At 72.7% G+C, this 26,242-nt stretch carries 29 protein-coding genes and 1 pseudogene; 19 read left to right on the top strand and 11 right to left on the bottom strand.

Features of this window, described 5'->3' with window-relative positions; genetic code table 11:
* Positions 1 to 4 precede the first annotated feature (4 nt).
* From AB0F61_RS27015 to AB0F61_RS27050, 8 genes are all read left to right on the top strand, one after another.
* Positions 5 to 1,570, top strand: a complete 1,566-nt coding sequence (locus AB0F61_RS27015) for an amidohydrolase family protein (protein ID WP_357814932.1) — start codon at positions 5 to 7, stop codon at positions 1,568 to 1,570.
* Positions 1,567 to 3,126, top strand: a complete 1,560-nt coding sequence (locus tag AB0F61_RS27020; RefSeq protein WP_357814935.1) for a lysine 5,6-aminomutase subunit alpha — start codon at positions 1,567 to 1,569, stop codon at positions 3,124 to 3,126. Before AB0F61_RS27015 ends, AB0F61_RS27020 begins: the two co-directional genes overlap by 4 nt.
* The gene (locus AB0F61_RS27025) at positions 3,123 to 3,872 is read left to right on the top strand and encodes an OAM dimerization domain-containing protein (protein ID WP_357814938.1); all 750 of its coding nucleotides are present in this window, start codon (positions 3,123 to 3,125) and stop codon (positions 3,870 to 3,872) included. Before AB0F61_RS27020 ends, AB0F61_RS27025 begins: the two co-directional genes overlap by 4 nt.
* The gene (locus AB0F61_RS27030; protein ID WP_357814941.1) at positions 3,869 to 4,261 is read left to right on the top strand and encodes a hotdog domain-containing protein; all 393 of its coding nucleotides are present in this window, start codon (positions 3,869 to 3,871) and stop codon (positions 4,259 to 4,261) included. Before AB0F61_RS27025 ends, AB0F61_RS27030 begins: the two co-directional genes overlap by 4 nt.
* A complete protein-coding gene (locus tag AB0F61_RS27035) occupies positions 4,258 to 5,595 on the top strand; it encodes a glutamate mutase L (protein ID WP_357814942.1) in 1,338 nt (445 codons plus the stop codon). The genes AB0F61_RS27030 and AB0F61_RS27035 overlap by 4 nt, the downstream gene beginning before the upstream one ends.
* 536 nt (positions 5,596 to 6,131) lie before the next feature.
* Entirely contained in the window at positions 6,132 to 7,733 is a 1,602-nt protein-coding gene (gene lnt, locus AB0F61_RS27040; protein ID WP_357815073.1) for an apolipoprotein N-acyltransferase, read from the top strand.
* 34 nt (positions 7,734 to 7,767) lie between these two features.
* Positions 7,768 to 8,577 carry a polyprenol monophosphomannose synthase gene (locus AB0F61_RS27045; RefSeq protein ID WP_357814945.1) on the top strand — a complete coding sequence of 270 codons (810 nt, stop codon included), beginning with the start codon at positions 7,768 to 7,770 and terminating at the stop codon, positions 8,575 to 8,577.
* A gap of 67 nt (positions 8,578 to 8,644) precedes the next feature.
* Entirely contained in the window at positions 8,645 to 9,163 is a 519-nt protein-coding gene (locus AB0F61_RS27050) for an FxsA family protein (protein ID WP_357814948.1), read from the top strand.
* Between the two features lie 61 nt (positions 9,164 to 9,224).
* Here AB0F61_RS27050 and AB0F61_RS27055 read toward each other — a convergent pair whose 3' ends face one another.
* From AB0F61_RS27055 to AB0F61_RS27065, 3 genes are all read right to left on the bottom strand, one after another.
* Positions 9,225 to 9,566, bottom strand: coding sequence for an RNA polymerase-binding protein RbpA (locus AB0F61_RS27055; protein WP_091398247.1), 342 nt, complete (start codon positions 9,564 to 9,566; stop codon positions 9,225 to 9,227).
* A gap of 192 nt (positions 9,567 to 9,758) precedes the next feature.
* On the bottom strand, positions 9,759 to 10,934 hold the full coding sequence (locus AB0F61_RS27060; RefSeq protein WP_357814952.1) for a hypothetical protein: 1,176 nt from the start codon (positions 10,932 to 10,934) through the stop codon (positions 9,759 to 9,761).
* Between the two features lie 29 nt (positions 10,935 to 10,963).
* A complete protein-coding gene (locus AB0F61_RS27065) occupies positions 10,964 to 12,337 on the bottom strand; it encodes an MFS transporter (protein ID WP_357814955.1) in 1,374 nt (457 codons plus the stop codon).
* Between the two features lie 57 nt (positions 12,338 to 12,394).
* Here AB0F61_RS27065 and AB0F61_RS27070 point away from each other — a divergent pair, with 57 nt between their 5' ends.
* Genes AB0F61_RS27070 through AB0F61_RS27080 form a run of 3 tightly spaced genes read left to right on the top strand, consistent with a single transcriptional unit; the run spans position 12,395 to position 15,314 of the window.
* A complete protein-coding gene (locus AB0F61_RS27070; protein ID WP_357814958.1) occupies positions 12,395 to 13,042 on the top strand; it encodes a TetR/AcrR family transcriptional regulator in 648 nt (215 codons plus the stop codon).
* Between the two features lie 56 nt (positions 13,043 to 13,098).
* Positions 13,099 to 14,481: an NAD(P)-binding domain-containing protein gene (locus AB0F61_RS27075; protein WP_357814961.1), complete on the top strand. Its 1,383-nt coding sequence runs from the start codon at positions 13,099 to 13,101 to the stop codon at positions 14,479 to 14,481.
* On the top strand, positions 14,478 to 15,314 hold the full coding sequence (locus tag AB0F61_RS27080; RefSeq protein WP_357814964.1) for an SDR family NAD(P)-dependent oxidoreductase: 837 nt from the start codon (positions 14,478 to 14,480) through the stop codon (positions 15,312 to 15,314). Before AB0F61_RS27075 ends, AB0F61_RS27080 begins: the two co-directional genes overlap by 4 nt.
* Positions 15,315 to 15,336: 22 nt before the next feature.
* On the opposite strand, the gene AB0F61_RS27085 is transcribed toward AB0F61_RS27080, so the two are convergent.
* On the bottom strand, positions 15,337 to 16,188 hold the full coding sequence (locus AB0F61_RS27085; protein ID WP_357814966.1) for a helix-turn-helix transcriptional regulator: 852 nt from the start codon (positions 16,186 to 16,188) through the stop codon (positions 15,337 to 15,339).
* A gap of 87 nt (positions 16,189 to 16,275) precedes the next feature.
* Between AB0F61_RS27085 and AB0F61_RS27090 the strand changes: the two genes are divergently transcribed.
* On the top strand, positions 16,276 to 17,076 hold the full coding sequence (locus AB0F61_RS27090; RefSeq protein WP_357814968.1) for a glucose 1-dehydrogenase: 801 nt from the start codon (positions 16,276 to 16,278) through the stop codon (positions 17,074 to 17,076).
* 8 nt (positions 17,077 to 17,084) lie between these two features.
* On the opposite strand, the gene AB0F61_RS27095 is transcribed toward AB0F61_RS27090, so the two are convergent.
* Positions 17,085 to 17,735, bottom strand: a complete 651-nt coding sequence (locus AB0F61_RS27095; protein ID WP_357814971.1) for a LysE family translocator — start codon at positions 17,733 to 17,735, stop codon at positions 17,085 to 17,087.
* Between the two features lie 226 nt (positions 17,736 to 17,961).
* On the opposite strand from AB0F61_RS27095, the gene AB0F61_RS27100 reads away from it, so the two are divergent.
* Positions 17,962 to 18,447 (top strand): DUF1992 domain-containing protein, encoded by a 486-nt coding sequence (locus AB0F61_RS27100; RefSeq protein WP_357814974.1) that lies wholly within the window; start codon positions 17,962 to 17,964, stop codon positions 18,445 to 18,447.
* A 41-nt stretch (positions 18,448 to 18,488) separates the two neighbouring features.
* Positions 18,489 to 19,031 (top strand): GNAT family N-acetyltransferase, encoded by a 543-nt coding sequence (locus AB0F61_RS27105; RefSeq protein ID WP_357814977.1) that lies wholly within the window; start codon positions 18,489 to 18,491, stop codon positions 19,029 to 19,031.
* 2 nt (positions 19,032 to 19,033) lie between these two features.
* Here the strand turns inward: AB0F61_RS27105 and AB0F61_RS27110 are convergent, their stop codons facing one another.
* Positions 19,034 to 19,609 carry a maleylpyruvate isomerase N-terminal domain-containing protein gene (locus AB0F61_RS27110; protein ID WP_357814981.1) on the bottom strand — a complete coding sequence of 192 codons (576 nt, stop codon included), beginning with the start codon at positions 19,607 to 19,609 and terminating at the stop codon, positions 19,034 to 19,036.
* A 115-nt stretch (positions 19,610 to 19,724) separates the two neighbouring features.
* On the opposite strand from AB0F61_RS27110, the gene AB0F61_RS27115 reads away from it, so the two are divergent.
* Genes AB0F61_RS27115 through AB0F61_RS27125 form a run of 3 tightly spaced genes read left to right on the top strand, consistent with a single transcriptional unit; the run spans position 19,725 to position 22,289 of the window.
* On the top strand, positions 19,725 to 20,702 hold the full coding sequence (locus tag AB0F61_RS27115) for an ABC transporter ATP-binding protein (RefSeq protein WP_357814983.1): 978 nt from the start codon (positions 19,725 to 19,727) through the stop codon (positions 20,700 to 20,702).
* A gap of 14 nt (positions 20,703 to 20,716) precedes the next feature.
* Positions 20,717 to 21,475, top strand: coding sequence for an ABC transporter permease (locus tag AB0F61_RS27120; RefSeq protein WP_357814986.1), 759 nt, complete (start codon positions 20,717 to 20,719; stop codon positions 21,473 to 21,475).
* Positions 21,476 to 21,506: 31 nt separating this feature from the next.
* Positions 21,507 to 22,289 carry an ABC transporter permease gene (locus tag AB0F61_RS27125; RefSeq protein ID WP_357814990.1) on the top strand — a complete coding sequence of 261 codons (783 nt, stop codon included), beginning with the start codon at positions 21,507 to 21,509 and terminating at the stop codon, positions 22,287 to 22,289.
* Positions 22,290 to 22,382: 93 nt separating this feature from the next.
* Here AB0F61_RS27125 and AB0F61_RS27130 read toward each other — a convergent pair whose 3' ends face one another.
* Together AB0F61_RS27130 and AB0F61_RS27135 are read right to left on the bottom strand one after the other, a co-directional pair.
* Positions 22,383 to 23,087 (bottom strand): hypothetical protein, encoded by a 705-nt coding sequence (locus AB0F61_RS27130; RefSeq protein WP_357814993.1) that lies wholly within the window; start codon positions 23,085 to 23,087, stop codon positions 22,383 to 22,385.
* Between the two features lie 80 nt (positions 23,088 to 23,167).
* The gene (locus tag AB0F61_RS27135) at positions 23,168 to 23,806 is read right to left on the bottom strand and encodes an NAD(P)H-binding protein (protein WP_357814996.1); all 639 of its coding nucleotides are present in this window, start codon (positions 23,804 to 23,806) and stop codon (positions 23,168 to 23,170) included.
* 222 nt (positions 23,807 to 24,028) lie between these two features.
* Between AB0F61_RS27135 and AB0F61_RS27140 the strand changes: the two are divergent.
* Positions 24,029 to 24,139, top strand: a pseudogene (locus tag AB0F61_RS27140) (MarR family transcriptional regulator); the annotation flags it as partial.
* A 72-nt stretch (positions 24,140 to 24,211) separates the two neighbouring features.
* Here the strand turns inward: AB0F61_RS27140 and AB0F61_RS27145 are convergent.
* The 3 genes from AB0F61_RS27145 to AB0F61_RS27155 all read right to left on the bottom strand — a co-directional run bounded on the left by AB0F61_RS27145 (position 24,212) and on the right by AB0F61_RS27155 (position 25,510).
* Positions 24,212 to 24,382, bottom strand: a complete 171-nt coding sequence (locus AB0F61_RS27145; protein ID WP_357815078.1) for a hypothetical protein — start codon at positions 24,380 to 24,382, stop codon at positions 24,212 to 24,214.
* Positions 24,383 to 24,497: 115 nt separating this feature from the next.
* Complete coding sequence (locus tag AB0F61_RS27150; RefSeq protein ID WP_357814998.1) at positions 24,498 to 24,974, bottom strand: tetratricopeptide repeat protein; 477 nt, start codon at positions 24,972 to 24,974, stop codon at positions 24,498 to 24,500.
* 116 nt (positions 24,975 to 25,090) lie between these two features.
* Complete coding sequence (locus AB0F61_RS27155) at positions 25,091 to 25,510, bottom strand: nuclear transport factor 2 family protein (RefSeq protein ID WP_357815001.1); 420 nt, start codon at positions 25,508 to 25,510, stop codon at positions 25,091 to 25,093.
* Positions 25,511 to 25,605: 95 nt separating this feature from the next.
* Between AB0F61_RS27155 and AB0F61_RS27160 the strand changes: the two genes are divergently transcribed.
* Positions 25,606 to 26,208 (top strand): TetR family transcriptional regulator, encoded by a 603-nt coding sequence (locus AB0F61_RS27160; RefSeq protein WP_357815003.1) that lies wholly within the window; start codon positions 25,606 to 25,608, stop codon positions 26,206 to 26,208.
* Positions 26,209 to 26,242 lie beyond the last annotated feature (34 nt).

Here is a 26,242-nt window from a genome sequence, read left to right on the forward strand (position 1 = left end):
GGTCATGACGAACCCCTCGACGTTGTACCGCGGCGGCGTGTTGCACTGTCCTGCCGACCCGAGCGCCACCGCGCTGCTGGTGTCCGGTGGGCGGATCACCTGGTTGGGGACCGACGGTGACGCGCCGCCGGCCGAGAAGGTGGTGGATCTGGGTGGGGCGTTGGTGACGCCGGCGTTCGTCGACGCGCACGTGCACGCCACCGACACCGGGTTGGCGTTGTCCGGGCTGGACCTGGCCGGGGTGCGGACGGCTGCGCAGTTGCTGGACGCGGTGGCCGGGTTCGCGGCGGGTCTGCCGGCGGACGCGGTGGTGCTGGGGCACGGCTGGGACGAGTCGGGCTGGCCGGATGCGACGTTGCCGGACGCGGCGGCGGTGGGCCGGGCGGCGGGTGGTCGGCGGGTGTATCTGTCGCAGGCGTCGCTGCACTCGGCGTTGGTGTCGTCGGCGTTGCTGGCGGCGTGCCCGGAGGTGGTCGGGGCGGTGGGGTACGACGCGTCGGGGTGGTTGCGGCGGGACGCGCATCACGTGGTGCGGGCGGCGGCGCAGGGGTCGGTGAGTCGGGCGCAGCGGGTCGCCGCGCAGCGGGTGGCCCTGTCGCACGCGGCGTCGTTGGGGATCGCGGCGGTGCACGAGTGTGGTGGTCCGGAGATCTCCGACGAGGAGGACTTCACCGGGCTGCTGGGCATCTCGGGTGCGGGGTTGCCGGAGGTGTACGGGTACTGGGGTGAGTTGGGTGGCGCGGCGCGGGCCCGGGAGTTGGGTGCGGTGGGTGCCGGTGGTGACCTGTTCGCCGATGGCGCGTTGGGGTCGCGGACGGCGCACGTGTCGCAGGCGTACGGCGACGGTGACGGTTGCGGGCACGGGTACCTGACCGCGGAACAGGTGCGGGATCACCTGCTGGACTGCGCGGCGCACGGCCTGCAGGGCGGGTTCCACGCCATCGGTGACGCGGCGATCGGCACCGTCCTGGACGGGTTCGCCGCGGCGGCGGAGTCGCTGGGGGTGGAGCGGCTGCGGGCGGCCCGGCACCGCATCGAACACGCGGAGATCATGAACAAGCGGTTGATCGCCAAGTTCGTGGAGTACGGAGTCGTGGCGAGCATGCAGCCGGCGTTCGACCGGCTGTGGGGTGGCGCGGGCCGGATGTACGAGTCGCGGTTGGGGTTGGACCGGTCGTTGGAGTCGAACCCGATGGGTGCGATGCACTCGGTGGGGGTGGCGTTGGCGTTCGGGTCGGATTCGCCGGTGACGCCGCTGGACCCCTGGGGGTCGGTGCGGGCGGCGGCGGCGCACCACAACCCGGCGCAGCGGATGAGTGTGCGGGCGGCGTTCGCCGCGCACACCCGGGGTGGGTGGCGGGCGGTGCACCTGGACGTCGAGGGGGTCCTCGCGTTGGGTGCGCCGGCGACGTTCGCGGTGTGGTCGACGCCGGCGGGGGTGGAGCGAGGTCTGCCGGTGTTGCAGGCCGAAGACCCGGAGATGCGGGGTCCGGACGACCCGACGCCGCTGCCGGTGTGTCGGCGGCTGGTGCTGCGCGGTGAGGTCATCTACGAGGAAGGGTCATCATGACCGGAAAGCTTGATCTTGATCCGGTGCTGGTGGCGCGGGCGCGGGAGTTGGCGCGTCGGGCCGGGCAGCCGGTGGTGGACCTGGCGCGCAGCCACACCACGGTGTCGGTGGAGCGCGCGGTGCTGCGACTGGCCGGGGTGACCGGTGCCGACCCGGACGGCATTCCGTGGGTGAACCGGCTCGTCGACGCGGTCGCCGCGGACGTGGGGTTGGGTCACGGGGTGGCGGTGCCGGTGTTCGACGCCCTCGCCCGTGAGGGAATCACGGATGTGACGTTGCTGGCGCAGAAGGCCGCCGCCGGGTCGGTGCGCTTCGCGCTGCCCACCGGGCGGGCCGCGACGACGGCCCGGTCGGCGGCCCGCAGGGCGGTCGGCGCGGGGATCCGGCGCATCGACCGGCGGCGCGCCGAACGGGACCGGCTCATCAAGCGGCACGGTGACCCGTTGCAGCGGCCGTGGATCTACCTGATCGTCGCGACCGGGGACATCTACGAGGACATTCCGCAGGCGCAGGCGGCGGCGCGGGCGGGCGCGGACGTGATCGCGGTGATCCGCTCCACCGGGCAGTCGCTGCTGGACTACGTGCCCGAGGGCGCGACCCGGGAGGGGTTCGCCGGCACGTACGCCACGCAGGAGAACTTCCGGCTGATGCGCGCGGCGTTGGACGAGTCGTCGAGGGAGGTGGGCCGCTACGTGCGGTTGACCAACTACGCGTCCGGGTTGTGCATGCCGGAGATGGCGACCCTGGCCGGGCTGGAACGCCTGGACATGATGCTCAACGACTCGATGTACGGGATCCTGTTCCGCGACATCAACCCGGTGCGCACGTTCGTCGACCAGCGGTTCTCCCGGCAGGTGCACGCCCGCGCCGGGATCATCATCAACACCGGTGAGGACAACTACCTGACCACCGCCGACGCCGTCGACGAGGCGCACACGGTGACGGTGTCGCAGTTGCTCAACGAGTTCTTCGCCCACGAGGCGGGGTTGGCGGACTGGCAGTTGGGGCTGGGGCACGCGTTCGAGATCAACCCGGAGGTGCCGGAGTCGTTCCGCCTGGAGTTGGCGCACGCCCTGCTGGCCCGGGAGTTGTTCCCCGACGCGCCGCTGAAGTGGATGCCACCGACGAAGCACATGACCGGTGACGTGTTCCGGGGCAACCTGCTCGACGGGTTCTTCAACCTGGCGGGCGCGCTGACCGGTCAGGGGATCCTGCTGGTGGGGATGATGACCGAGGCGGTGGTGACGCCGTGGTTGTCCGACCGGGACATCGCGTTGCAGAACGTGCGGTACGTGCTGGGCGCGGCCGGTGGGTTGCACGAGGACTTCGTGCCGGCGCCGGGCGGGTTCATCCGCCGGCGGGCCAACCAGGTCCTCGGTGAGGCGCTGGACCTGTTGGAGCGCATCGGGGAGCAGACGTTGCTCACGGCCATCGCCGAGGGCACGTTCGGGATCATGAAGCGGCCCGCGGACCGGGGTAAGGGCCTGGCCGGGGTGGCCGCGCACGAGGCGGACTACTGCAACCCGGCCACCGACATCCTGGAGGCGGCGGCGTGAGCAAGCAGATCGTGCGGCCGTACGGGGACACCACCGGTGACGGGATGGTGCAGGTGTCGTTCACGCTGCCGGTGGCGCACGACAAGCGGGCCGAGGGCGCGGCGGTGCAGTTGGCCAACAAGATGGGCATCGACCCGGCGATGGTGGTGCACGCCAAGCCGATGGGTGACGGGTTCACGTTCTTCGTGGTCTACGGGCGGGTCAACCACCTGGTCGACCTCAACGCGGTGCAGGTGGTGGAACGCGACTTCGCGTTGCTGTCGGCGAAGGACGTCAACACGGTGATCAAGCAGCGGTTGCGGCGCAAGCTGTCGGTGGTCGGGGCGTGTATCGGCACCGACGCGCACACCGTGGGCATCGACGCGATCCTCAACGTCAAGGGCATCGCGGGGGAGAAGGGCCTGGAGTACTACCGGGAGTTGAAGGTCACCAACATGGGCGCGCAGGTCAGCGTGCCGGAGCTGGTGGAGACCGCCCGGGCGGAGAAGGCCGACGCGGTGCTGGTGTCGCAGGTGGTCACCCAACGCGACGCGCACCTGCACAACACCCGGGAGATGTCGGCGGCGTTCCGGGAGGCGATGCCGGCGGGACGGCGGCCGCTGCTGATCGTGGGCGGGCCCCGGTTCGACGAGACGATGACCGACGAGTTGGGCGTGGACCGGATCTTCGGTCGGGGCACCACCCCCGGTGAGGTGGCCAGCTACCTCGTGCACGCCCTGATCACGCAACGGAAGGCGATGGCATGACCGACGCACGGCTGGGGTTGACGGTGACGCACCGGCGGTATGTGCCGTACTCGCACGCCCACTACGCCGGCAACCTCGTCGACGGGGCGTACGCCCTGGCCCTGTTCGGGGACGTCGCCACGGAGGTGTGCATCCGTACCGACGGCGACGAGGGTCTGTTCGCCGGGTACGCCGATGTGCGGTTCAGCGCCCCGATCCGGGCCGGTGACGTGGTGGAGGTGACCGCGCAGGTGTCGCGGGTCGGCACCCGCAGCCGCACCCTCGAGTTGTCCTGCGTCGTGGTGTGCCGGGGTCGCCCGGATCGCTCCGAGTCCGCCGCGGAGGTCCTCGACCCGCCGATCGTGGCGGTCACCGCGACCGGCACCGTGGTCGTTCCCGCCGCGTCGTGAGCCTGGCGGTCTGCGCGGACGTCGGGTCCACGTACACCAAGGTGGCGGTGGTGGACCTGGGCGCCGGTGTGCTGGTCGGCGCGGCGGCCGCGCCGACCACGGTGGGCACCGACGTGCTGCACGGCCTGGACGCCGCGGTCGCGGCGGCCACCGCCGGGCTGGGTGTGCGCGACGCGCCGTGGTACGTGTGCTCGTCGGCCGGTGGTGGGCTGCGGCTGGCGGTGATCGGCTACGAGCCGCTCGTCACCGCGCAGGCGGGCCGGCGGGTCGGGTTGTCCGCCGGGGCGCACGTGGTGCATGTGGCGGCCGGTCGGCTCGGTGCGGCGGACCTGGCGGCGTTGCGGGCGGCCCGATGCGACGTGGTGCTGCTCGTCGGTGGCACCGACGGCGGTGACGCCGAGACGATCACCCACAACGCGACCCGGCTGGCCCGGGCCCGGTGGCGGGTCCCGGTGGTGTACGCGGGCAACGCCGACGCCCGCGCGGAGCTGACCGGGCTGCTGGAGGCCGCCGGGGTGCCGGTGACGGGCGCGGAGAACGTCCTGCCCCGCATCGGGGTCCTCGCCCCGGGCTCGGCGCGGGCGGCGATCCGCGCGGTGTTCCTGCGCCACGTCATCGGGGGGAAACGACTGTCGAGGGGCACCCGGTTCGCGCGGCTGGTGCGGGCGGCCACCCCCGACGTGGTGCTCACCGGTGTGGAGGTGCTCGCCGACACCCTCGGTGGTGACCTGGCCGTGGTCGACGTGGGTGGCGCCACCACCGACGTGTACTCGGTGCTCACCCCCGACGAGCGGGCCACCGGGCCGGGGCGGGAGGTCGCCGGGAACCTGTGGCGGGCCCGCACCGTGGAGGGTGACCTGGGCATGCGGTGGAGCGCCCCCGGGGTGGTGCGGGCCGCCGCCGAGGAGCGGCTGCTCACCGCCGACGAGTCCGACGAGCTGGGCGCCGCCGCGGCGCGCCGTGCCGCCGACCCGGCGTTCCTGGCCGTCGACGGCGTCGAGCGGGCCGTCGACGCCCGCATCGCCACCCTCGCGGCGACTGTGGCGTTGCGCCGGCACGCCCGGGGCGCCGCCACCGGCGAACGAGCCGGGCGGGACCTGCGCGACGTGCGGCTGCTCGTGGGTTCCGGTGGGGTGCTGCGGCACGCGCCGACGGACACGTCCGGGCAGGTGTTGGCGGCGGTCCTGGCCGATCACGCCGGCGGGTGGGCGTTGCCCCGCGCCGCCGCCACGGTCGTCGACGCCGACTACGTGCTGGCCGCCGGAGGGTTGCTCGCCGAGGAACACCGGGCGGCGGCGGCGGCCCTGCTGCGCCACCAACTGCGCACCCATTGAGACTCGCCGACCCGACACGCCGTGGCGCAACACACGACAGGCCGGGGGTGGGTTGACAACCGACGGGGGTCGGCACGTACCGTCTTTGAGTCCTACCACGGGAAGCGGCTGTTGTTCGCTTCGTCCTCTCGTCCGCTGGCCGAGCGACATGTTTCAGCGTCATCGTCGCGGCGGCCAGGTCCAGCGGGCGGGGGTCGGCGGGGCGGCGCGAACCGGCCGCGGTTACCGGTGTACGGGCAGGGTGAGGTGCACGGCCAGTAGACAACGGCCCGGCGGGGGCAGCCAGTCCACGTCCGGTCGGTCCGAAGGTCGTCGTGCCCCATCCTCGCCACACCGGCCGGGAAGGGCCTGGGAGCATCGGGGCGCGGCGCGAGCCGCGCCCCGATTTCATTGTCGCTGGGCGGTGTGTGCCCGCCGGCCCGATGCGCTCGGATCGCCGGCCAGCCAGGTAGCCTTCGCCCCGTGATCGAGGTGAAGCGGTGACGATTCTGGACCGGGACGACGCCCACAGCCCGGCAGCGCCGAGTCGGCCCGTCGTGACCGGTCGACCGCTGCCGCTGCGGGTCGCCGTGCCCCTGGCCGTGGCCGCCGGGCTGGCCCTGCTGGTGGCGTTCCCCCCGTACGGGGTGTGGCCGCTCGCGCCGGTCGGGGTGGCGTTGCTGGCCGCCGCCGCACACCGGCGACGGTTGCGCGCCGGCGCCGGCCTGGGCTTCCTGACCGGGGTGACGTTGTTCGCCCCACTGCTGGCCTGGACGAACCTGCACACCGGTTACCTGCCGTGGGTGCTGCTGTCGCTGCTGCAGGCCGCCTACCTGGCCCTGCTGGGGTCGGCCACCGCCTGGGTGTCGCCGCTGGCCGACCGGGTCCGCTGGGCGTGGCCGGTGCTGACCGGGCTGCTGTGGGTGGGGCAGGAGGCGCTGCGCGACCGCACCCCGTTCGGTGGGTTCCCGTGGGGGCGGTTGGCGTTCAGCCAGGACACCTCCCCGCTGCTGCGCCTGGCCGCGCTGGGCGGCGCACCGCTGGTGACCTTCGCGGTGGCGCTCGTCGGCGGGTTGCTGGTCACCGCCGCCTGGCGGGGCTGGGCCGCCGCCCGGCACGCTGAGGGCTCCCAGGACGCTGTCGGCCGGCCCGGGGTCACACCGGCACCGTGGTGGACTTCTGCTGTCGCACCGGCCGTTGTGGCCCTCGCGCTGACCGCCGGGGGCCTGCTCGTGCCGGTCGCCACCACCGGGTCGGGTGCCACCACCGTCGTGGCGATCGTGCAGGGCAACGTGCCGCGGCTGGGCCTGGACTTCAACGCCCAACGGCAGGCGGTGCTCAACAACCACGCCGACGCCACCATCGAGCTGGCCGCGCGGGTCGCCGCCGGTCAGGAACGTCAACCCGACCTGGTGGTGTGGCCGGAGAACTCCAGCGACATCGACCCGCTGCGCAACCCGGCCGCCGGGGCGCGGATCTCCCAGGCCGCCGACACCGTCCGCGCGCCGATCCTCGTCGGGGCGGTGCTGCTCGGCCCCGGCCCCGGGCAGGTCCGCAACGCGGGCATCCTGTGGCGACCCGGCACCGGCGCGGACCTCGACCAGCTGTACACCAAACGCCACCCGGTGCCGTTCGCCGAGTACGTGCCGCTGCGCGACATCGCCCGGATGGTCAGCAAGCAGGTCGACCTGATCCGCAGCGACTTCGTCGCCGGAAGCACCCCGGGCGTGGTACGCGCCGGCCCGGCCGTGCTCGGTGACGTGATCTGCTTCGAGGTCGCCTACGACGACGTGGTCCGCGACACCGTCACCGGCGGCGCGCAACTGCTCGTCGTGCAGACCAACAACGCCACCTTCGACGTGGCGGAGGCCCGCCAGCAGTTGGCCATGGTGCGGCTGCGGGCGGTGGAGCACGGGCGGCCGGCGTTGATGGCGTCCACGGTCGGCGTGTCCGGGTTCGTCGCACCCGACGGGCGGGTAAGCGATGCCACCGGGTTCAACACCCGGGAGGTCGTGGTGCGGCAGTTGCGGCTCGACGACGGACGTACCCTCGCCACCCGCCTCGGTTGGTGGCCGGAGGTGACGCTCGCCGCGCTGGCCGTGGCGGCCCTGGTCGGCGCGGCGGTGCTGCGCCGCCGGCAGCGGGTCATGCCCGGATAGCAACAGCCGGTACGCCGGCGGGAGCGGAGGAACCGTGATCCAGGCGACCGATACGATCCGACGCCCGGACGAGGTGCCGGGTGTGGGCCGGGTGCTGGTGGTGATCCCCACCTACAACGAGGCCGACAACATCGCCGCGATCGTGGGCCGGGTCCGGCGTGCCGTCCCGGCGGTGAAGATCCTCATCGCCGACGACAACAGCCCCGACGGCACCGGCGCGATCGCCGACGCCCTCGCCGACGGTGACGCGCACGTGCAGGTGCTGCACCGCCACGGCAAGGAGGGCCTCGGCGCGGCGTATCTGGCCGGGTTCGGGTGGGCACGCGAGCGCGACTACCAGGCGGTCGTGGAGATGGACGCCGACGGCTCGCACGCCCCGGAGGACCTGCCGGCGCTGCTGGACGCCGCCCGCGACGCCGACGTGGTGATCGGGTCGCGGTGGACCAGCGGGGCGCGGGTGCTCAACTGGCCGCTGCGGCGGCTGCTGCTGTCGCGTGGCGGCAACCTGTATGCGCGCCTCGCCCTGGGCATGCCCGTTTCGGACGCCACGGGCGGTTACCGGGTCTACCGGATCAGCGCGTTGGACGCCATCGACCTGGGGTCGGTGACGTCGCAGGGGTACTCGTTCCAGGTGGAGTTGTCCCGGCTGGCGCACCGGGCCGGGGTGCGGATCGTGGAGGTGCCGATCACCTTCGCCGAACGGGAACGCGGGGACAGCAAGATGAGCCCGCGGATCGTGGCCGAGGCGCTGTGGCGGATCACCGCCTGGGCGGTGCGGGACCGGCGGCAGGCGGTACGCCGTGGCCTGCTGGGCGCCTCCGCCGGTCAGGCGCGGTGGCCGTGAGCGCGGCCGTGTCATGCTGGATGAGCGGGACACGCCCATGGTGTCGCGGGAATGGCGATGAGGTGAGATGCGCCGAGGACTGAGGTTCGTGCCGTTGGCCCTGTTGCTGGCGGTGGTGCTGGAGTTGGCGGTGTTCGTCGGGGTCGGGCGGGCGCTGGGGTTCGGGGTGGCGGTGCTGCTGGTGTTCGCGGCGTCGCTGCTGGGCCTGGTGCTGCTGCGCCGGGAGGGGATGCGCGCCTGGCGTGGGTTCCGCTCCGCCGCGGCGGCCGGGCAGCCACCGGGCGGGCAGGTGACCGACGGGCTTGTGGGTTTGGCCGGCGCCCTGTTGCTGGCGGTGCCCGGTCTGGTCAGCGGGTTGATCGGGTTGCTGCTGCTGGTGCCGCCGGTGCGTCGACTGGCCCGCGCCGGGGTGCGCCGTGCCACCGAGCGGCGGGTGTCGTCGATGGTCGCCGGTGATCTGTTCGGCCCCCGCACGGTGCGGGTGCGCCAGGGTGCGCCCCAACCGGCCCCGCAGCCGCAGCAGCCGGTGGTGGTCGACGGCGGTCGGGCCATCGAGGGCGAGATCGTCGAACCCGGCCGCCAGTAGGCCGCGCAGACGCGACAACGCCCCCGGGGATGACCCCCGGGGGCGTTGTTTGTCGTGCGGCTCAGGCGCGGCCGCGGCGGGTCCGGACCTCCTGCAGGCGCTCCTCGAGGATGTCCTCCAGCTCGGCGATCGAACGCCGCTCCAGCAGCATGTCCCAGTGGGTACGCGGCGGCTTGGCCTTCTTCTGCTCCGGCTCGTTGCCGTCGACGAGTCGGGCGACGCTGCCGTCGAACTTGCATTCCCAGGTCGTCGGGACCTCGGCGTCGACGGCGAACGGCACCTCGAACTGATGGCCCTTGGCGCAGAGGTACTCGCGGGTCTGACGCGGCGCGAGCTCCGTGTTGCGGTCGGATTCATAGCTCACCGCGCCAAGGCGGCTTCCGCGCAGCATACGCTCGCCCATGATCGACTTCCCCTCGTTCGTGGTGCTGGTCTTCTGGGTGTAACGGTGCGTTCCCGTCGAGCCATTCCCGCCCGAAGGCGTGAGGCGTCCACGGGTGGGCCGCGACCAAGGGTAGCCGGCCGGGACACGCACCCGGCCAGGTGATCCCCAGGCCTGTCGCAACGGGATGAAGATCCGCTGCCACCGGGGAGGTTAACCGCCCGGGGGCGGTGAAAGTTGCGCCCCGGCCGTCGGCGCCGAGCCCAGCCGGGCCAGCGCCACCGCCAGGTCGCTGACCTGGTCACCGAGCTGCGCCACCCGCCGCTGGGCCAGGTCCCGGTCGGTCTCGGCGGCGTCGAGCCGTACCGTCAGGGCGGTGACCTGGCTCTCGGCGGTGGCCGCCGCCTGCCGGGCGGCGCCCAGCTCGGCGGTGAGCGCGTCGCGTTGCGCGGTGGTGGCGGCCAACTCCGCGCGCAGCCGCGCCGCCACCTCCGCGACCTCCTGCCGGGCGTCGTCGACCTGACGGGCGGCGACCTGGGCGCGGTCGCGGGCCCGGTCGGCCTGCTCCCGGGCGCGAGTGGCGTCGGCGGCCTCGGCGCGGGCGCGCGCGGCGTCGGCGCGGGCCTGCTCGATCTGGCGTCGCACGTCCTGCACCTCGGCCTGCCACCGCCCGGCCCGCTCGGTCGCGTCGGCGGCGACCCGGGCGGCCCGCTCGGCGTCGGCGCGGACCGCGTCGCGTTCGCCGGTCAGGTCGGCCACCCGCTGCCGCTCGGCGTCGCGTTGCGCGCGCAGGTCCCGCACCTCGACGCGGGCCTGGTCCCGGTCGCGTTCGGCCTGGGCGCGCAACGCCTCGGCGGCACTGACGTCGTGGCGGGCCTGGTCGCGGGCGGCCTCGGCGTGGCTCGCCCGTTCGTCGGCGGCGGTGGCGCGCTGCTGGGCCTGCTCGGCGCGTCGCCGGGCCTCGTCGGCCTCGGCGCGAGCCGTGCGGGCCTGCTCACGGGCACGCGCCGCGTCGGCGGCGGCGGTTTCGGCGTCGTCGCGGGCCTCGTCGCGTTCGGTCTGCGCCGCCGCGACCTCGGTGGCCGCCTCCGCGCGAGCCTGGGCGATCTGGCGCTGCACACCCACCGGGGACAACTCGGCGTGCAGGGACTCGGTCAACGTCTCGACGATCTGGTCGAGACGGTCCACCGCCTCCCAGGTGCGGGCCACCTGCCCGGGCAGGCCGGGGGCGTTGCGGTGGCGCATCCGGCTGTTGCGGGAGGCTCGCTGGCAGGCGCCGTCGTTGTCCCGGCAGTAGCGAAACGGTCGGCCCGCGCCGACACGCTGCGGCACCGGCTGTCCACAGTGGGCGCACGGGCGGGTCTCAGTGGTGGTGGGCTGGGCGTCCATCGAGGTGGCAGTCTAGTGCCGCGCCGGGGTCAGCTCGCGGCGCGGGCGCTCGCGTCCAGGGTGTAGCGGCGTTGCAGCAGCAGCGCCGCGAGCATCGCCACCGCCGGCAGCACCCCGAAGCCGTAGCGGACCGCCGCCAGCGCCCCGTCGGGCTGCGCCGGTGACTCACCGGCCGTCGAGGCCACGAAACCACCAACGGCCAGGCACAGCGCGTACGCGTACGGGCCCAGGGCCGCGCCGGTGGCCTCGGTGGCCGTCCACACCCCGGTGTAGGTGCCGGCACCGGTGACGGTCCCGTCCGCCGCGACGTCGGTGGCGGCGGCGCGGATCACGTCGGGCAGCATCGAGAAGGGCAGCAGTTGCATACCGGCGAACGCCACCCCGAGCACCGCCACCGCGCCGATCAGCACCGGCAGTCCGGCCGGGCGGCCCACCGCGAGCACCAGCGAGCCGAGGGCGAACGCTGCCTGCGCGCCGAGCAACGCCCGCTGCTTACCGACGCGGCGCGCCACCACCAGCCAGGCGGGGGTCACCAGCAGCGCCGGGGCCACGAACGCGGCCACCAGCACGGTGGTGAGTCCGGGTGCGCGCAGCTCGTACTCGGCGTAGTAGGGCACCCCGGCGAGCACCAGGTGGGTGGCGGTGGACATGGACAGGTACGCGGTCACCAGCCAGCGGAACTGTCGGTCGCGAAGCGCGGTGCGCAGTGCCCGCCACCCGCCGTGCCCGGCCGGGGTGGGGTCCGCCGCGCCGCCGCGCAGCCGGGCGATGCCGGCGACACCGATCAGCATGGCGGCCAGCATGCCGACGGCGAGGATCACGCCCATCCGTTGGTAGCCGCCCCGGGTCGCGGTGTCACCGCCGGTGAGCAGCGGGGCCAGCAACCCGGAGAGCAGGATGCCCAGGGTCAGCACGACCATCCGGAACGCCATCAGCCGGGTGCGTTCGTCATAACCGATCCGCAGGTCGGCCGGGGTGGACAGGTAGGGGACCTGGTAGGCGGCGAAGAGCAGGTTGCCGGCGACGAAGAACACCGCCACCCACGCGGCCGCCGGCCCGCCGGTCAGCCCGCCGGGCACCGCGAAGAGCGCGGCGAACGCGACCGGCAGCGCGCAGCCGAGCAGCAGCAGGCGACGCCTGTCGCCCCGGCGGGTCTGCTCGACGTCGGCGCGGTGCCCCACCCAGGGGTGCAGCAGCACGTCGGCGATCTTCGGCAGCAGCAGCGCCAGACCGGCCAGCCACGGGCCGACCGCCAGCACGTCGGTGAGGAAGTACAGCAGCAGCAGGCCGGGCACTGTCACCCAGACACCCATGCCGAGCGAGCCGGCCGCGAAGCCGGCGAGGGGGCCGCGGGCAAGCGTCGCGTCGGTGGCGGCCACCGGCCGCCGGTCGAGCCCGGTCATCGCCGCACCCTCTCGGTAATCCAACGGTTGCTGGATTCTAGGGGCAGAATGGCGGGCATGACCATGCCCCGACGCCGTCCCGGTCGGCCCCGCCGCGACGAGACCCGGCCCACCCGCGAGGTGGTGCTCACCGCGGCGACCGCGCTGTTCGCCGAGCGTGGCTTCGACGCCGTCGGGTTGCGGGAGGTCGCCGCCGCCGCCGGGGTCGACGTCGCCACTGTCGCGCACCACACGGGTACGAAGGCGGCGCTCTACGACGCCTGCTTCGCCCGGGTCTTCGCCGCCGAGCAGGAGGTGCTCACCCGGGCCGCCGAGCAGGCCCGCGCGGCCCTCGACGCGGGGCCGGACGCCGCCCGGCGCGCCCTGCACGAGCTGGTCGACGTCTTCGTCGACTTCCTGGAGGACCGCCCGGAGACCACCGCGCTGTGGCTGCGCCGCTGGCTGGAGCCGCGCCGGCACGCCGACCTCGACACGCGCTACGCCGAACCGTTGTACCGGCTGGTCGCGGAGTTGCTCACCGCCGCGGCGGCGGCCGGGGCGCTGGTGGAACCCACCCCGCACATCACCGTCCGCAGCCTGGTGTGGGCGACCCACGGGCACGTGGTGGCACTGGCCGCGGGCACGCCGGGCGCGCGGGAGCGGCGTGAGTTCCGGGCGTTCGTGCATCGCCTGCTCGACGGGTTGTACGGGCCGTCGACCCCTTGACGCGTCGCCGCCGCCCGACGATTATCCATCAGACGTTGGATTAAGTGGGGGCGGCGATGGGCGTACCACCTCAGGTGGCGGTGATCGGCGCTGGCGCGGCCGGGCTCGCCGCCGTCAAGGCACTGCGCGACGCCGCGGTGCCGGCGATCGGCTTCGAGGCCGGCGACCAGGTCGGCGGCCTCTGGGTGTACGGGGCGCCCGACTCGCCCGCGTACCGCACGCTGCATCTGAACACCAGCCGGGGGCGCACCCAGTTCGCCGACCACCCGATGCCCACCGACTGGCCCGACTACCCCGACCACCGCCGGGTCGCCGGCTACCTCGCCGACTACGCCGACCGCTTCGGGCTGAGCGAGGACATCCGGCTGCGGCACACCGTCGAGCGGGTCATCCAGGACCCGACCGGCACCTGGACGGTCGCCGCCAGCGGACCGGACGGGCCGGTCACCGTCACCGTCGACGCCGTGGTCGTCGCCAACGGGCACAACCGGGTGCCCCGGCTGCCCGACCCGCCGTACCCCGGCAGGTGCACCGCCGAGCAGCTCCACAGCCACGACTACCGGGGCCCGGAGCAACTCGCCGGCAGGAGGGTCCTGGTCGTCGGCGGCGGCAACTCCGCGATGGACATCGCGGTGGACGCCTCGTACGCCGCCACCCGCACCCTGCTGTCGCTGCGCCGGGGCGTCTGGGTGGTGCCGAAGTACCTGCTGGGCCGCCCCTCGGACACCCTGAACGGGGCCCTGGCCCGCCGGCTGCCGTGGCGACTGCGCCAACGCATCAGCCAGGCGACGCTGAGCGCCGCCGTGGGCAGTCCCGCCCGATACGGGCTGCCCGCGCCGACGCACGGCTTCCTGCAGGATCACCCGACGCTCTCCGACGGGCTGCTGTCCCGGCTGACCCACGGTGACGTCGAGGCCCGACCCGGCGTCGCCGCCCTCGACGGCGACCGGGTCGAGTTCACCGACGGCCGCAGCGACCGCGTCGATCTGATCATCTGGTGCACCGGCTACCGGGTGGAGATCCCGTTCCTCGACCCGGCGCTGCTCGGCGGTGGCGCCGACACCCTGCCGCTGTACCGGCACGTGTTCCACACCGACGCCCCCGGCCTGAGCTTCGTCGGGCTGATGCAGTCCACCGGAAGCGCGTTCCCCCTGGTCGAGGCGCAGGCCAAGCTGATCGCCGCGCACCTCGCCGGCCGGTACGCGCTGCCGGACCCGGACCGACAGCGGGCCGCGTGCCGGGCCGAGTTGCGGGCCGCGACCGCCCGCTGGGGCCAGCGCCGCCCGGCGATGCGCGTGGACTTCGACGTCTACCTGGCCGACCTGGCCCGTGAGCTGAGCGCCGGAACCCGCCGTGCCCGTTCCGGCGCGACCGGTGCCGCTGCGGCCCGCGCAACCGGTGGCGGCGGTTCGGCCACCTCGGTCGGGGTGCAGCGGTGAGGGCTCGGACAGCCGGCGGGCTGGCTGGCCGTCGGGTGTTGCTGACCGGCGCGAGCGGAACCTTCGGCCGGCATCTCGGCGCGGCGTTCACCGACGCCGGCGCTCAGATGGTGGGGCTCGACCTGCACGCGCGTCCCGACGGCGACCTGCCGGTGCTCGGCTGCGACCTGACCGACCCGGACGCCGTGGCACCCGCGGTGCGAACCGCGGTCGACCGGCTCGGCGGACTGGACCTGCTGATCAACAACGCCGGGGTCGGTGGGCCCGCCCCCGCCGAGCTGCCACCCGACGAGGTGGTTCGCCGGCAACTGGAGGTCAACCTGCTCGCCGCCTGGCGGACCACCGCCGCGGCGCTGCCACCGCTGCTCACCGCACGAGGACGGGTGATCTTCGTGTCCAGTCGGATGGCGGTGCTGCCCCTCCCGCTCGCCGCCGCGTACGGAGTCAGCAAACGGGCGCTCGTCGCGTACGCCGACGCGCTGCGCCACGAGGTCGGCACCCACGTCGGGGTGAGCGTCGTCTACCCGAGCATGGTCGCCTCGCCCATCCACCACAGCACCGCCGAGGCCGGGCTGTCCCTGCGGGGAGTGTCCCGCCCCGAGCCGGTGGAAGGTGTGGTCGCGGCGATCCTGCGCGCCGCCACCGCCCGACGGGCGCCCCGTGACGTGGCGACCACGACGCGCGGCCGGCTGGAGATGGCCGTCGGCCGGCACGCGCCCGCGCTCGCCGACCGGCTGGTCCGTCGTACCCTCGCCGCCCGGCTCGCCGCCGGTGACCTGGACGCCGCGCCGCTGGCCGCCGGCATGGTCCGCCGCCACCGTGATGCCGGCTGACCGTCGGCTGCTCAAGGGTCGCCTAGTGGTCCACTTCCATGCGCTGTGTGCCGATCACCGACAGCAGCCTCAGCGCCTCGTCCGACGGTGAGCCGGGCACGGCGGTGTAGATCACGACCTGCTGGTCCTGGTCGCTGATGTCGAGGACGTCGCAGTTGACGGTGACGGGCCCGACCAGCGGGTGCTGGAAGGTCTTGCACAGGGTGCGCTCCGCGTCCACGTCGTGGGCGGCCCACAGCCGGCCGAAGTCCTCGCTTCCGGCGAGGAGGTCACGCACCAGCCTTCGCACCTCGGGATCGTCGGGGTAGCGGGCCGCGGTGGCGCGCAGGCGGCGGACCGCGGTGCGGGCGAACGCGTCCGCGTCCGACACTCCGTACAGGCGCCGCCCCTGCGGAAATGGCCCCAGGAAGACCTGACGCACAAGGTTGCGGTCGCGCCGCGGCAGCACGGAGAAGTCCTCCATCAGGGCAGCGGCTAGGTCGTTCCAGGCGAGCACCTCGTACGCCGCGGACGTCACGATCGCGGCGGCCTGCGGCAGCCGTTGTAGGAGGTCGAGCACGCTGCGCCGTACCTCGCGGGCGGGGCCGGGTGGTGGCCCCGGTGTGGCACCGGCAAGGTGGTGCAGGTGGGCGCGTTCGGCGTTCGACAGCCGCAGGGCGCGGACCACCCCGGCCAGCACCTCACGCGACGGGCGCGGGGCGCGGCCCTGCTCCAGACGGGTGTAGTACTCGGTCGAGATGAACGCGAGCTGCGCCACCTCCTCGCGGCGCAGCCCCGGGGTGCGGCGGCGCGGCCCGGCGGGCAGACCCACCTCGGCAGGGGTGATCCGCTCACGCCTGCTGCGCAGGAAGACAGCCAGCTCTCGTCGATCCACCAGCCCAGTGTCCACGAGATCCGCGGCACCGATCCAGGTACCGCCAGTGCCTGGATCGGCTCCCCGAACGGACCCAGGCTCACTGTCATGGACAACACCTCGAACACGTACCGGACGCCGCACGCCCCTGTGGGTCTGCTCGCCGACAAGGTCGCTTTCATCACCGGCGGCGGGCGCGGTATCGGTGCCGCCGCGGCACGGCTGTTCGCGTCCGAGGGCGCCCGGGTCGTGCTCGCGGCGCGGACCCAGGAGCAGTTGAGGGCGGTGACCGAGGAGGTCCGGGCAGCGGGCGGCACCGCCGATCACGTGGTGTGCGACCTGGCCGACGCCGTCAGCGTGCGCGCCGCCGTCGACCGTGCTGTGCAGCTACACGGCCGTCTGGACGTCGCCTTCAACAACGGTGCGACGTTCGTGCCGCCAGGCCCGATGGACCAGGTACGGGAGCCTGACTTCGACCATGTCTACGCGGTGAACCTCAAGGGCCCGTGGTTGGCCATGGTCGCCGAGGTCGGCGCGATGCGGGAGACCACCGGCGGGGGAGCCATCGTCAACAACTCAAGCGTCGGCAGTCTGATGGGCAACCCCGAGCTGCCCGCCTACGGTGCGATGAAGCGGGCCCTCAACAGCCTCACCGAGTCGGCCGCCATCACCTACGGCCCGGAAGGCATCCGGGTCAACGCGATCGCCCCCGGCCACACGCTGACGGAGATGATTCGCACCTGGGAGGCCCACTCGCCCGGTCTGGGCCAGCGACTCGTGGCGCGTACGCCGCTACGCCGCGCTGCCGATCCCACCGAAATCGCCCAGGCGGCTGCCTGGCTGCTCAGTGATCGGGCCTCCTTCGTCACCGGGGCGGTCCTGCGCGTCGACGGTGGTGCGCGGGCCTGAACGCCGGCTCAGGGGGTGGCGACCGCGGCGCGGCTGCGGTCGGCGGCGATCCGGACGGCCAGCGCGGCCAGGGCCGTGCCGGTGACCCACCGCTGCACCCGCAGCCACACCGGTCGGCGGGCGAAGAACCCGGCCAGCGCGCCGGCGGTGAACACGATGAGCGCGTTGACGCTCAACGCGACGGTGATCTGGGTCAGGCCCAGCAGCAGGCTCTGCGTCGCCACGTGTCCTCGCGTCGGGTCGATGAACTGCGGTAGCAGCGACACGTACAGGATGGCGATCTTCGGGTTGAGCAGGTTGGTGACCAGACCCATGGTGAACAGCCGCCGGGGCGGGTCCGGCGGCAGCGGCGCGGGGGTGAACGGCGAGTGGCCGCCCGGACGCAGCGTCCGCCAGGCCAGCCAGAGCAGGTAGCCGGCCCCGGCCAGCTTCACCACGGCGTACAGGGTCGGCACCAGCACGAAGACGGTGGCCAGGCCGGCGACCGCCGCCGCCAGGTACACCCCGAAACCGGCGGCCACCCCGAACAGTGAGATCAGCCCGGCGCGGCGGCCCTGCGCCACCGAGCGGGACACCAGGTAGACCATGTTCGGGCCGGGCGTGAGCACCAGCCCCAACGCCACAAGCGTGATGCCCAGCAGTGCCCCCGTGCTCACCATGACGATCCCCCCGTTCGGCAGCCCCGCACCGACCGTAGGCCGGGGTGACCGGGCCGGCCCAGGGCCACCTGACACATGGTGGCCCTGGATCCGGTCACCCGGGGCCGAAACCCCCACGGCCGGTCCCGCCGGGAATGGTCACCGCCGTGGGGACGCTGACCCGGTACGAAGCTCGTGTCGCCGGTCGGAGGCGGCGCGTTACGGTGGCCGGGGGAGGTGCCGCAGGGTGACCGAGGCGTGGGAAGCGGCAGTGGAGGCGCAGATCCGGGGAGCCGTGCAACGCGGCGAGTTCGACGACCTGCCCGGCATGGGCAAGCCGATCCCCGGCCGGGGAGCGCCGTACGACGAGTCGTGGTGGATCAAGAGCTTCCTGGAGCGTGAGGCACTGCCCAGCGACCTGCTGCTGCCCACCCCGTTGCAGTTGCGCCGACGCGTCGAGCAGGTCCCCGACGAGGTTCGCGACCTGCCCACCGAACAGGCTGTACGTGACTTCGTGGGGCAGTTGAACGCGCAGATCGTCGCGTGGCTGCGCAACCCCGAGGGGCCGCGCGTGGCGGTGCGTCCGGTGAACGCCGACGAGGTGGTACGCCGCTGGCGCGCCGAGCACACCGCGCCCAGCCTCCCGACCCCGACGACCGACCGGGTGACAGTCGTTGCGCCCCGCCAACCGCGTCGCGCCTGGTGGTTGCCGTGGCGCCGCCGGTCGCGCTGACCCGTCTGGTCGGCCGTGCCCGGCACCGGCAGACTGTGCGGATGGTGATCGACCTACGAGCGTCCGGCACCTCCTCGACGCCGGGCCTCGCCCTGCGCCCCTGGGCCGACGACGACCTGGACGCCCTGCTGGACGCGTACCGGGACCCGGTGTTGCGCCGGTGGACCCGGTTGCCGGTGACCAGCCCGGCCGAGGGCCGGCTGTGGCTCAAGCGGACGCGGCAGGACTGGGACGCCGGCCGGCGGTACAGCTTCGCGGTGGTCGAGGACGACGCGGACGAGCCCCGGCTGGTGGCGAACGTGGTGCTCAAGAAGGTGAGCGCGGACTGGCCCGCGCCCGAGGTGGGGTACTGGACGGCGGCGTGGGCGCGTGGCCGTGGCGTCGCCCCGCGGGCGGTCACCGCGCTCAGCCGGTGGGCGTTCGACCAGTTCCCCGCGCTGGAGCGCCTCGACCTGCTGCACCAGGTGGACAATGTGGCGTCCTGCCGGGTGGCGCAGAAGAGCGGTTACGTGTTCCAGGAGGTGCTGCCGGCCCGGCCGCCCTTCCCGCTGGACGGTCACCGGCACTCGCTGAGCGCCGGCTAGCGTCAGTCCACCGCCGCCCGCCACCGCCACGAGGTGCGTCGTGCCCGGCCGGGCAGGTCACCGCGGCCGGTCATCCACAGCAGGACCTCTGGCGCGACGCCGTCCGGGGCGTCCGGGAAGAGCCGCCGCAGCACCGCCGTGCTCAGCCGCCGCGGCGGCTGCCAGGGCACGCCGAGACCGACGGTGATGTCGTGGGTGTGCAGCAGGGTCTCGGCCACCCCCATCGCGGCGAAGCCGGCCGGGTCGCAGGGGCCGAAGTGCCAGGCACGCGTGTCCGGCGGGGCGGCGTCGACGGCGGCGGCGAGCAGCCCGGCGCAGGCCCGCGCCACGGTGAGGGTCTGCGCCGGGCTCGCGTCGGGGGAGACCCGCAGGTCGTACGGCAGGTAGCCGTCCTCGGGGCGGCCGGTGACCTGGCCGGCGTACCCCAGCAGGTCGTGCGCGACGTGCGCGGCGGTGGTCCAGCAGCTCCAGGTCAGCGGGCCGGCGGGCACGGACCAGTCGCGCTCGCGGTGCGGGTGCAACACCCTGGTCATCTCGTCGGCCGCCTGGAGCAGGTCGGCACCGGTCACTGCTGACATCCGACGACTCTCGCAGTGCTGGTCCCGGCGAAGCAACCACAATCCATCGTTGCCTCGAAAATTCCAATGGCATGCTCAGATCTTGCAGTCCGCTGTTGAATTTCCGTAGGCTGCCATGGTGATCGCAGAGCCCCTGGTCCACGCGAGACAGTTGACCAAGATCTATCCGCCGCGCGGGTCCACAGCGGAGTTCCGCGCGGTCGACGGCATCGACTTCGAGGTCCAGCGGGGGGAGTCCTTCGGGCTGCTCGGCCCCAACGGGGCCGGCAAGTCCACCACCATGCGGATGATCGCCGCGACGTCGCCGATCAGCGGCGGCAGCCTGCGCGTGCTCGGCATGGACCCGATGCGACAGGGGCCGGAGATCCGCGCCCGGTTGGGCGTCGTGACGCAGGACGACTACCTCGACAACGAGCTGACCGTCCGGGAGAACCTGCACATCTACGGGCGGTACTTCAGCCTGCCGCGGGCCGTCATCCGGGACCGCGCGACCAGACTGCTGGACTTCGCCCAACTCCAGGAGAAGGCCGGCGACCAGGTCGAGACGCTCTCCGGCGGTATGCGCCGACGGCTGACCATCGCCCGTTCCCTGATCAACGAACCCGACATCCTGCTCCTCGACGAACCCACCACCGGCCTCGACCCGCAAGCCCGGCACATCCTGTGGGACCGGCTCTTCCAGCTCAAACAGGAGGGCGTCACACTCATCCTCACCACCCACTACATGGACGAGGCCGAGCAGCTCTGCGACCGGCTCGTCGTCGTCGACCACGGCCGGATCGTCGCGCAGGGCTCCCCCCGGGACCTGATCGCCAGGTACGCCACCCGAGAGGTCCTGGAGCTACGGTTCCGCCTCGACGAACGGGACACCGTCGCGGAGAAGCTGCGGACCTCGGCCCTGGCCACCGGCGGCAACGACACCGACGGCCGCGTCGAGTCGCTTCCCGACCGGGTGCTCGTCTACACCGCCGACGGCGAGGCCGCCCTCGCCGCGGTGCACGCCATGTCGCTCACCCCGCTCACCGCCCTGGTCCGTCGCGCGACGTTGGAGGACGTGTTCCTCACGCTCACCGGCCGATCGCTCATCGAGTAGCAGGGGAGACCACGGTGCTGCACGCGTTCGGATACTGGCTCATGCGCTACCGGCGCACCTGGCGTGGCTCGATCGTCATCAACGTACTGAACCCGTTGCTGTTCCTCGTCGGTATCGGCGCCGGCCTGGGCGCCCTCGTCGACGACAACGCGCCGGCCCAGATCGCCGGTGTCTCCTACGCGGCGTTCTTCGCCCCGGGCATGCTGGCCGCCGCGGCGATGCAGAACGCGTTCCTGGAGGGGTCCGGGGGAGTCGCGCGGGCGGCGGGTTTCGGGGCCTACCGGAGCGCCACCCCGACGCCACTCGATCCGGAGCAACTCGCCGCCGGGCACCTGCTCTTCATCACGTTCCGGGTGCTCATCGCCAGCGGCGCCTTCGTCGCGGTGATGGCCGCGTTCGGGTTGGTCGGGGGTTGGTGGGCGCTCGGCGCCCTGCTCGGCGCGACACTGACCGGTGTCGCGTTCGCGGCGCCGGCCGCCGCGTGGGCGGTCGGGGTACGCAAGCTGCGCCACATCGACACGGTGTTCCGCTTCGTCATCATGCCGCTGTACATGTTCTCCGGCACGTTCTTCGCCGTCTCCCAGCTACCGGAGTGGATCCGCCCGGTGTCCTACCTGCTGCCGCTGTGGCACGGGGTGGAGCTGTGCCGCACCCTCAGCCTCGGCACGGCGACGATCACCGGCAGTTGCGTCCACATCGCCTACCTGCTGACGCTCGCGGTCGGCGGCTTCCTGGTCGCCCGGATCACCTACCGCCGACGGTTGCACCCGTGACGGCCCACCCAGCGAGCCCAGTGGAGGCAGCATGAGCACCGTCGCCGTTCCCGCCTGGACGAGACGCCGAGCTCTCGCGCTCGTCGAACGCAACTTCATGATCTACCGTCGGTCGGTCACGCCGCTGCTCAACGCGCTCGTCGAACCGATCCTGTACCTGCTGTCGATCGGCGTCGGCGTCGGGCTGCTCGTCGGCACCGTACCCGGGGTCGATGTCCCCTACGCCGCGTACGTGGCCCCGGCGATCCTGGCCACCACCGCGATGAACACCGCGTTCAACCAGACCAGCTTCGGCGTCTTCACCCGGATGAGGATCGAGAAGACCTACCAGGCGATCCTGCCGACACCGCTGTCCGTCACCGACATCGCCGTCGGCGAGGTCACCAGCGCGATGGTCAACGCGCTGCTGACGTCGATCGGATTCCTCGCCCTCATGGCGGTCGGCGGGCTGGTCACCTCGGCCTGGGTGCTGCTGGCCCTACCCGCGTCGGTGCTGATCGCGTACGCGTTCGCCGCGGGCGGGTTGGCCGTCACGACGTACCTGCGCGACTTCCCCGACTTCCAGTACATCCAGCTCTTCATGCTGCCGATGTACCTGTTCGCGACGACGTTCTACCCCCTGTCGGTCTACCCGGAGGCGGTGCGGCCGCTGATCCAGGCGCTGCCGCTCTACCACAGCATCGAGCTGGTTCGGGAACCGGCGCTGGGCCGGCTCGGCTGGGACCTGCTCATCCCAGTGGTCTACCTGCTCGCGTTCGGCTCGATCGCGATGGCCGTCGCCACCCGCCGAATGACCCGGGCGATGCTGCGCTGAGCGGGAGCGGCACGCTGGCGCCACCGACGACGGACAGTGACGGCACAGACGACGCGGGAACTTTGTCCCGGCGGATCCTCGGTCCTGGTGTTGCTAGGTGTCGGTGGATGCGGCGGACGTGTCGGGTATGCCGGAACGCGTGGGCGCACGGCGGATCAGCATGACGCTGTATGCCACGATCCAGACCAGCCAGAGAAGCCAGCCGGTGAGGCCGAGTAGGGCGAGGGGGTTGACGCTGCCGACGCCGTACGGACTGGTCGTCGCGGTGACGAAGAGCAGCGTCGCGGCGAGGAGGCCGGTGCCGGCGTGCCATCGGGCTATGGCGCCGGTGCGGATGCCGAACAGGGACAACCCGAGGAGTGCGGTCGCCAGGAAGACCTGGTTGAAGCCGAACAGGGCGGTGTGCAAGCCCCAGAGGCCGGCGACGCTGCCACTGTCGTGCGGGGCTACGGAGATCAGTGCGAGGCGGGTGGCCTCGACGCTGGTAAACACGACCGACTGCATGAGCACTCCGGCGAGACCGACAAGAGACCACGGGTCCGTCCGGGTCCGCTCGTCGCGGCGGAGGCAGACGCACACCCCGACGGCGAAGACCGTGGCCAGCAACCAGGCCATCGGCAGCAGGGCCGATGCCAGGCGCAGTGATCCGGATCCGGCGGCGAAGACCGTGGTGATCTCGTCGAGGGACGCGGCTTCGGACGGGGTGGGGAAGCCCGCCTCGGTCAGCAGCAGGTTCGCCGCGATGAGGATGACGACAAAACCCATGCCGGCGATGCCGGCAAGACGAGGGAAGCTCACGGAAGTCTCCTTCGATCGAGCATGACGCCGACGCGTGGACGAGCCGGTGGATGGCCGGCAGGGCGAGTGACGGTGATCGGTCAGTACGCGATGCCGATCGCCCGGTGGATCGTCGCGGGGTCGCCTACGGCGGCGAGCATGGCGTCGGCCACGTCGGCCCGCGAGATCGTGTAGCCGCGAACGACGTTGCCGCCGATGGTGGTGCGGTACCGGCCGGTCATCGGTTTGTTCACCAGCTTCGGCGGCCGTAGCACCGTCCATTGCGCCTGGCTGTTTGCCATCGCGTGCTCCATGGCACGCAGGTCCGCGTACAGGTCTCTGAGCAGGGCGCCGATGGCCGGCAGAACAACGCGGCGGTTGAGGAAACTGTCCTCCTCCGGTGTCGGGCCGACCGGAGCGGCGCTGACCGCGACGAGTCGGCGGACACCTTCGGCGTGCATCGCGCCCAGAATCGCGCGCGTGGCGGTGGAGGCGACCGGCCCGTCGTGGCGCCCGCGCGGGCCCACGCCGGACAGGACGGCGTCGCTGCCCCGTACCACGGGACCCAGTGCGTCGGCGTCGTCGAGCGTCGAGACCGTCGTGACCTCCAGTGACGGATGTCGCACGTCGAGGCGGACGGGGTCGCGGACGACCGCGGTCACGGTGAAGCCGCGGTCGAGTGCCTGGCGCACGACGTGGCTGCCGATGCCGCCGGTCGCACCGAAGACGGTCATCCTCATCCTCATCCTCCTCCAAATACGGATCGGCGGTAACTGTTACCGTAGCGGACAATAACGAGGACGTACAATGTCGAGGTGTTCGACGACTCCGAACCTGGCACGGACCGGCCGCTGGTCGGCCGGGCCAACTTCTTGCTGTCACAGCTCGGCTTCCACGTCGCGCAGACGTTCGCCGCACGGCTGGGGCCGCTGGGCATCGCGCCGAACCACTTCGGGCTGCTCATGCACTTGCAGCGAAGTGAAGGCAACACCCAGCAACAGCTCGCTGACGCGCTGGGCATCCACCGCAAGGTCATGGTCGGCCTGCTCGACGACCTCGAGCGGCGCGATCTGGTCGAACGTCGGCGGCATCCCAGCGACCGTCGTGCCCACGCCATCCACCTGACCGAAGCCGCGCGCCAGCTACTACCCCGCGCTCGCCGGGTCGCTGACCAGCACGAGGACGAGATCCTCACCCCGCTCGACGCCGGCGAACGCGCCCAGCTCGTCGCTGTCCTGCAACGGCTCGCCGAGCACACCGGGAACCCGGCCGGCGTCCACCCGGGCCTGCACCAGCCGGCCGCCCGTTCTCGCCACCCCGACGGCTCATCGGGTACCGCATAGCGACTCACTCTCGCAGCGGTACGGCAGCGCTCATGCCCGATGGGTTCGACCGCGCGGCTCGGTCTGGCGCTTCGGCCCTCGCCGACCGTTACCGTCGAGCGTCGGTCGGGTCGTCCTCGGCGAAGTCACGGATGGCCGCGCGGATGGCCGCGCCGTACGGGTCGTCCGGCAGGTACACCAGGTGTTCGCTGGCCCGAGCGAGGTGCTCGCGGGCCTGGGCGGGGTTGCCCAGACGTCGGTGGCAGTCGGCCAGGTTCAGGTACAGCGACGGCAGGAACGCCTGGACCCGGAGCGACGACAGGTAGCGCTTGGCGCGTTCGTCGGTCAGGTCGGACACGGCGGCCAGGGCACGCTCGTCCCAGCTCAGCTCCGCCTCGGTGGTGTCCTGGAGATCGGCGAGGTAATGGGCGAGGGTGCAGCGGTGGAAGGGGTCGCCGGTGGGGCCGATCTCGTCCCACAACGTGGTGAGGGCGTCGCGGGCAGCGCCCTTCTGCCCCGATCGGCCGAGCTGCACCGCCTCGCCGATGCGCGTCATTGTCGGGTCGGGTGCCGGATGGTCGTCCATGCCGCCGATGCTCGGGCCTCGACCCGGTCGAGGGTCAAATCTCCCGGTGGTGGCGGTGGTGCGCCACCGTCCCCTGTTGAGGGTCGTCGGGAGTCCTGTCGACGTGCCGGCCAGTGTCAGTCTGCGGCGCTGACGCCGGCCAGCGCCTCGACCAGAGGCAGGGGGTTGATGTAGTCGCGGTAGGACAGGATCTGACCGTTGCGGACCCGAATGACCGCGATCACCGTCTGCTCGAACGGCCTGCCCGTGGCGACGACGCTGCCACACGCCTCGTACTCCACGATGATGACCTCGGGGTCGGCGGTCTCGTGCAGCACCAGGTTGCGGTATTCGTCGAACGTGACGAGGGTGCCTGCTGTCTCCGTGAGATGACGGCGGATCTCCGCACGCCCCCGCAGTCGGCCGGGCACGCCTGCCGGTCGGTACGGCCACTCGATGTATCCGTCCGGCGCCATCAACTCCACGAACGTGTCGATGTCGACCTCGCGGCCGGCCCGCAGCACCTTCTCGACGACCGTGCGGGACGAGATTGTCATCGCGACCTCCAGGCGGCCAGCAGTGGTTCAACAAGCGTTGATTGAACGAGCGTAGAACGAATGAGTGGGCCGGTCAACAACCGTAGAATGACCAGGTGACCGAACCGAGCCCGCGGTTGACTCGAGCCCAACAACGCCGCCAGACCGAAGAGGGCATCCTGACGGCGGCCCGGCAGATGTTCGCCGAACTCGGCTATGAGCGCACCACGATCCGTGCCGTGGCCAGGGCGGCCGGGGTCGACGCCGGCCTGGTCATGCACTACTTCGACAGCAAGGACAACCTCTTCTCCCGCGCCGCCGACCTGCCGGCCGACGAGTTGCCCAGCGGCGGCGGTGAAGAGATCGTCGAAGTCCTGCTCGCCTCGCTCTCCGGCCGCCTGGACGGCGAACCGGTCGCCTCACTGGCGGTCCTGCGGTCCATGCTCACCAACACCGACGCCGCCGAGCGGTACCGAGCCGCCGCCGAGCCCCAGCTCAGCCAGATCACCACAGCTATTCCCACCGAGGACGCCGCACTGCGCGCCAGCCTGCTCAGCGCGATCGTCCACGGTGTGATCATCGAGCGTTACCTGCTTCGCCTCGGCCGACTCGCGGACGCCTCGCCCGACCAGATCATCGAACTGCTTCGTCCGTGCTTCCAGACGTTGGCCGCGGCCGAGATGCCGCCGTCGACGGTCCGGCCCGCCAGCGCGAGTTGAGCGGCGATCCGTCAGGTGGGCACCGCGCTGGCCG

The organism is Micromonospora sp. NPDC023888 (assembly GCF_040639415.1).
Lineage (GTDB): Bacteria > Actinomycetota > Actinomycetes > Mycobacteriales > Micromonosporaceae > Micromonospora.

Bases quoted from the DNA above. Each gene is read 5' to 3' on its own strand.
- AB0F61_RS27050 (WP_357814948.1), top strand. From the start codon at position 8,645: ATGCGCCGAGGACTGAGGTTCGTGCCGTTGGCCCTGTTGCTGGCGGTG.
- AB0F61_RS27075 (WP_357814961.1), top strand. From the start codon at position 13,099: ATGGGCGTACCACCTCAGGTGGCGGTGATCGGCGCTGGCGCGGCCGGG.
- AB0F61_RS27065 (WP_357814955.1), bottom strand. From the start codon at position 12,337: ATGACCGGGCTCGACCGGCGGCCGGTGGCCGCCACCGACGCGACGCTT.
- AB0F61_RS27150 (WP_357814998.1), bottom strand. From the start codon at position 24,974: ATGGACGACCATCCGGCACCCGACCCGACAATGACGCGCATCGGCGAG.
- AB0F61_RS27105 (WP_357814977.1), top strand. From the start codon at position 18,489: ATGGTGATCGACCTACGAGCGTCCGGCACCTCCTCGACGCCGGGCCTC.
- AB0F61_RS27055 (WP_091398247.1), bottom strand. From the start codon at position 9,566: ATGGGCGAGCGTATGCTGCGCGGAAGCCGCCTTGGCGCGGTGAGCTAT.
- AB0F61_RS27125 (WP_357814990.1), top strand. From the start codon at position 21,507: ATGAGCACCGTCGCCGTTCCCGCCTGGACGAGACGCCGAGCTCTCGCG.
- AB0F61_RS27060 (WP_357814952.1), bottom strand. From the start codon at position 10,934: ATGGACGCCCAGCCCACCACCACTGAGACCCGCCCGTGCGCCCACTGT.
- AB0F61_RS27020 (WP_357814935.1), top strand. From the start codon at position 1,567: ATGACCGGAAAGCTTGATCTTGATCCGGTGCTGGTGGCGCGGGCGCGG.
- AB0F61_RS27030 (WP_357814941.1), top strand. From the start codon at position 3,869: ATGACCGACGCACGGCTGGGGTTGACGGTGACGCACCGGCGGTATGTG.
- AB0F61_RS27110 (WP_357814981.1), bottom strand. From the start codon at position 19,609: ATGTCAGCAGTGACCGGTGCCGACCTGCTCCAGGCGGCCGACGAGATG.
- AB0F61_RS27090 (WP_357814968.1), top strand. From the start codon at position 16,276: ATGGACAACACCTCGAACACGTACCGGACGCCGCACGCCCCTGTGGGT.
- AB0F61_RS27115 (WP_357814983.1), top strand. From the start codon at position 19,725: ATGGTGATCGCAGAGCCCCTGGTCCACGCGAGACAGTTGACCAAGATC.
- AB0F61_RS27070 (WP_357814958.1), top strand. From the start codon at position 12,395: ATGACCATGCCCCGACGCCGTCCCGGTCGGCCCCGCCGCGACGAGACC.
- AB0F61_RS27155 (WP_357815001.1), bottom strand. From the start codon at position 25,510: ATGACAATCTCGTCCCGCACGGTCGTCGAGAAGGTGCTGCGGGCCGGC.
- AB0F61_RS27095 (WP_357814971.1), bottom strand. From the start codon at position 17,735: ATGGTGAGCACGGGGGCACTGCTGGGCATCACGCTTGTGGCGTTGGGG.
- AB0F61_RS27015 (WP_357814932.1), top strand. From the start codon at position 5: ATGACGAACCCCTCGACGTTGTACCGCGGCGGCGTGTTGCACTGTCCT.
- AB0F61_RS27135 (WP_357814996.1), bottom strand. From the start codon at position 23,806: ATGAGGATGACCGTCTTCGGTGCGACCGGCGGCATCGGCAGCCACGTC.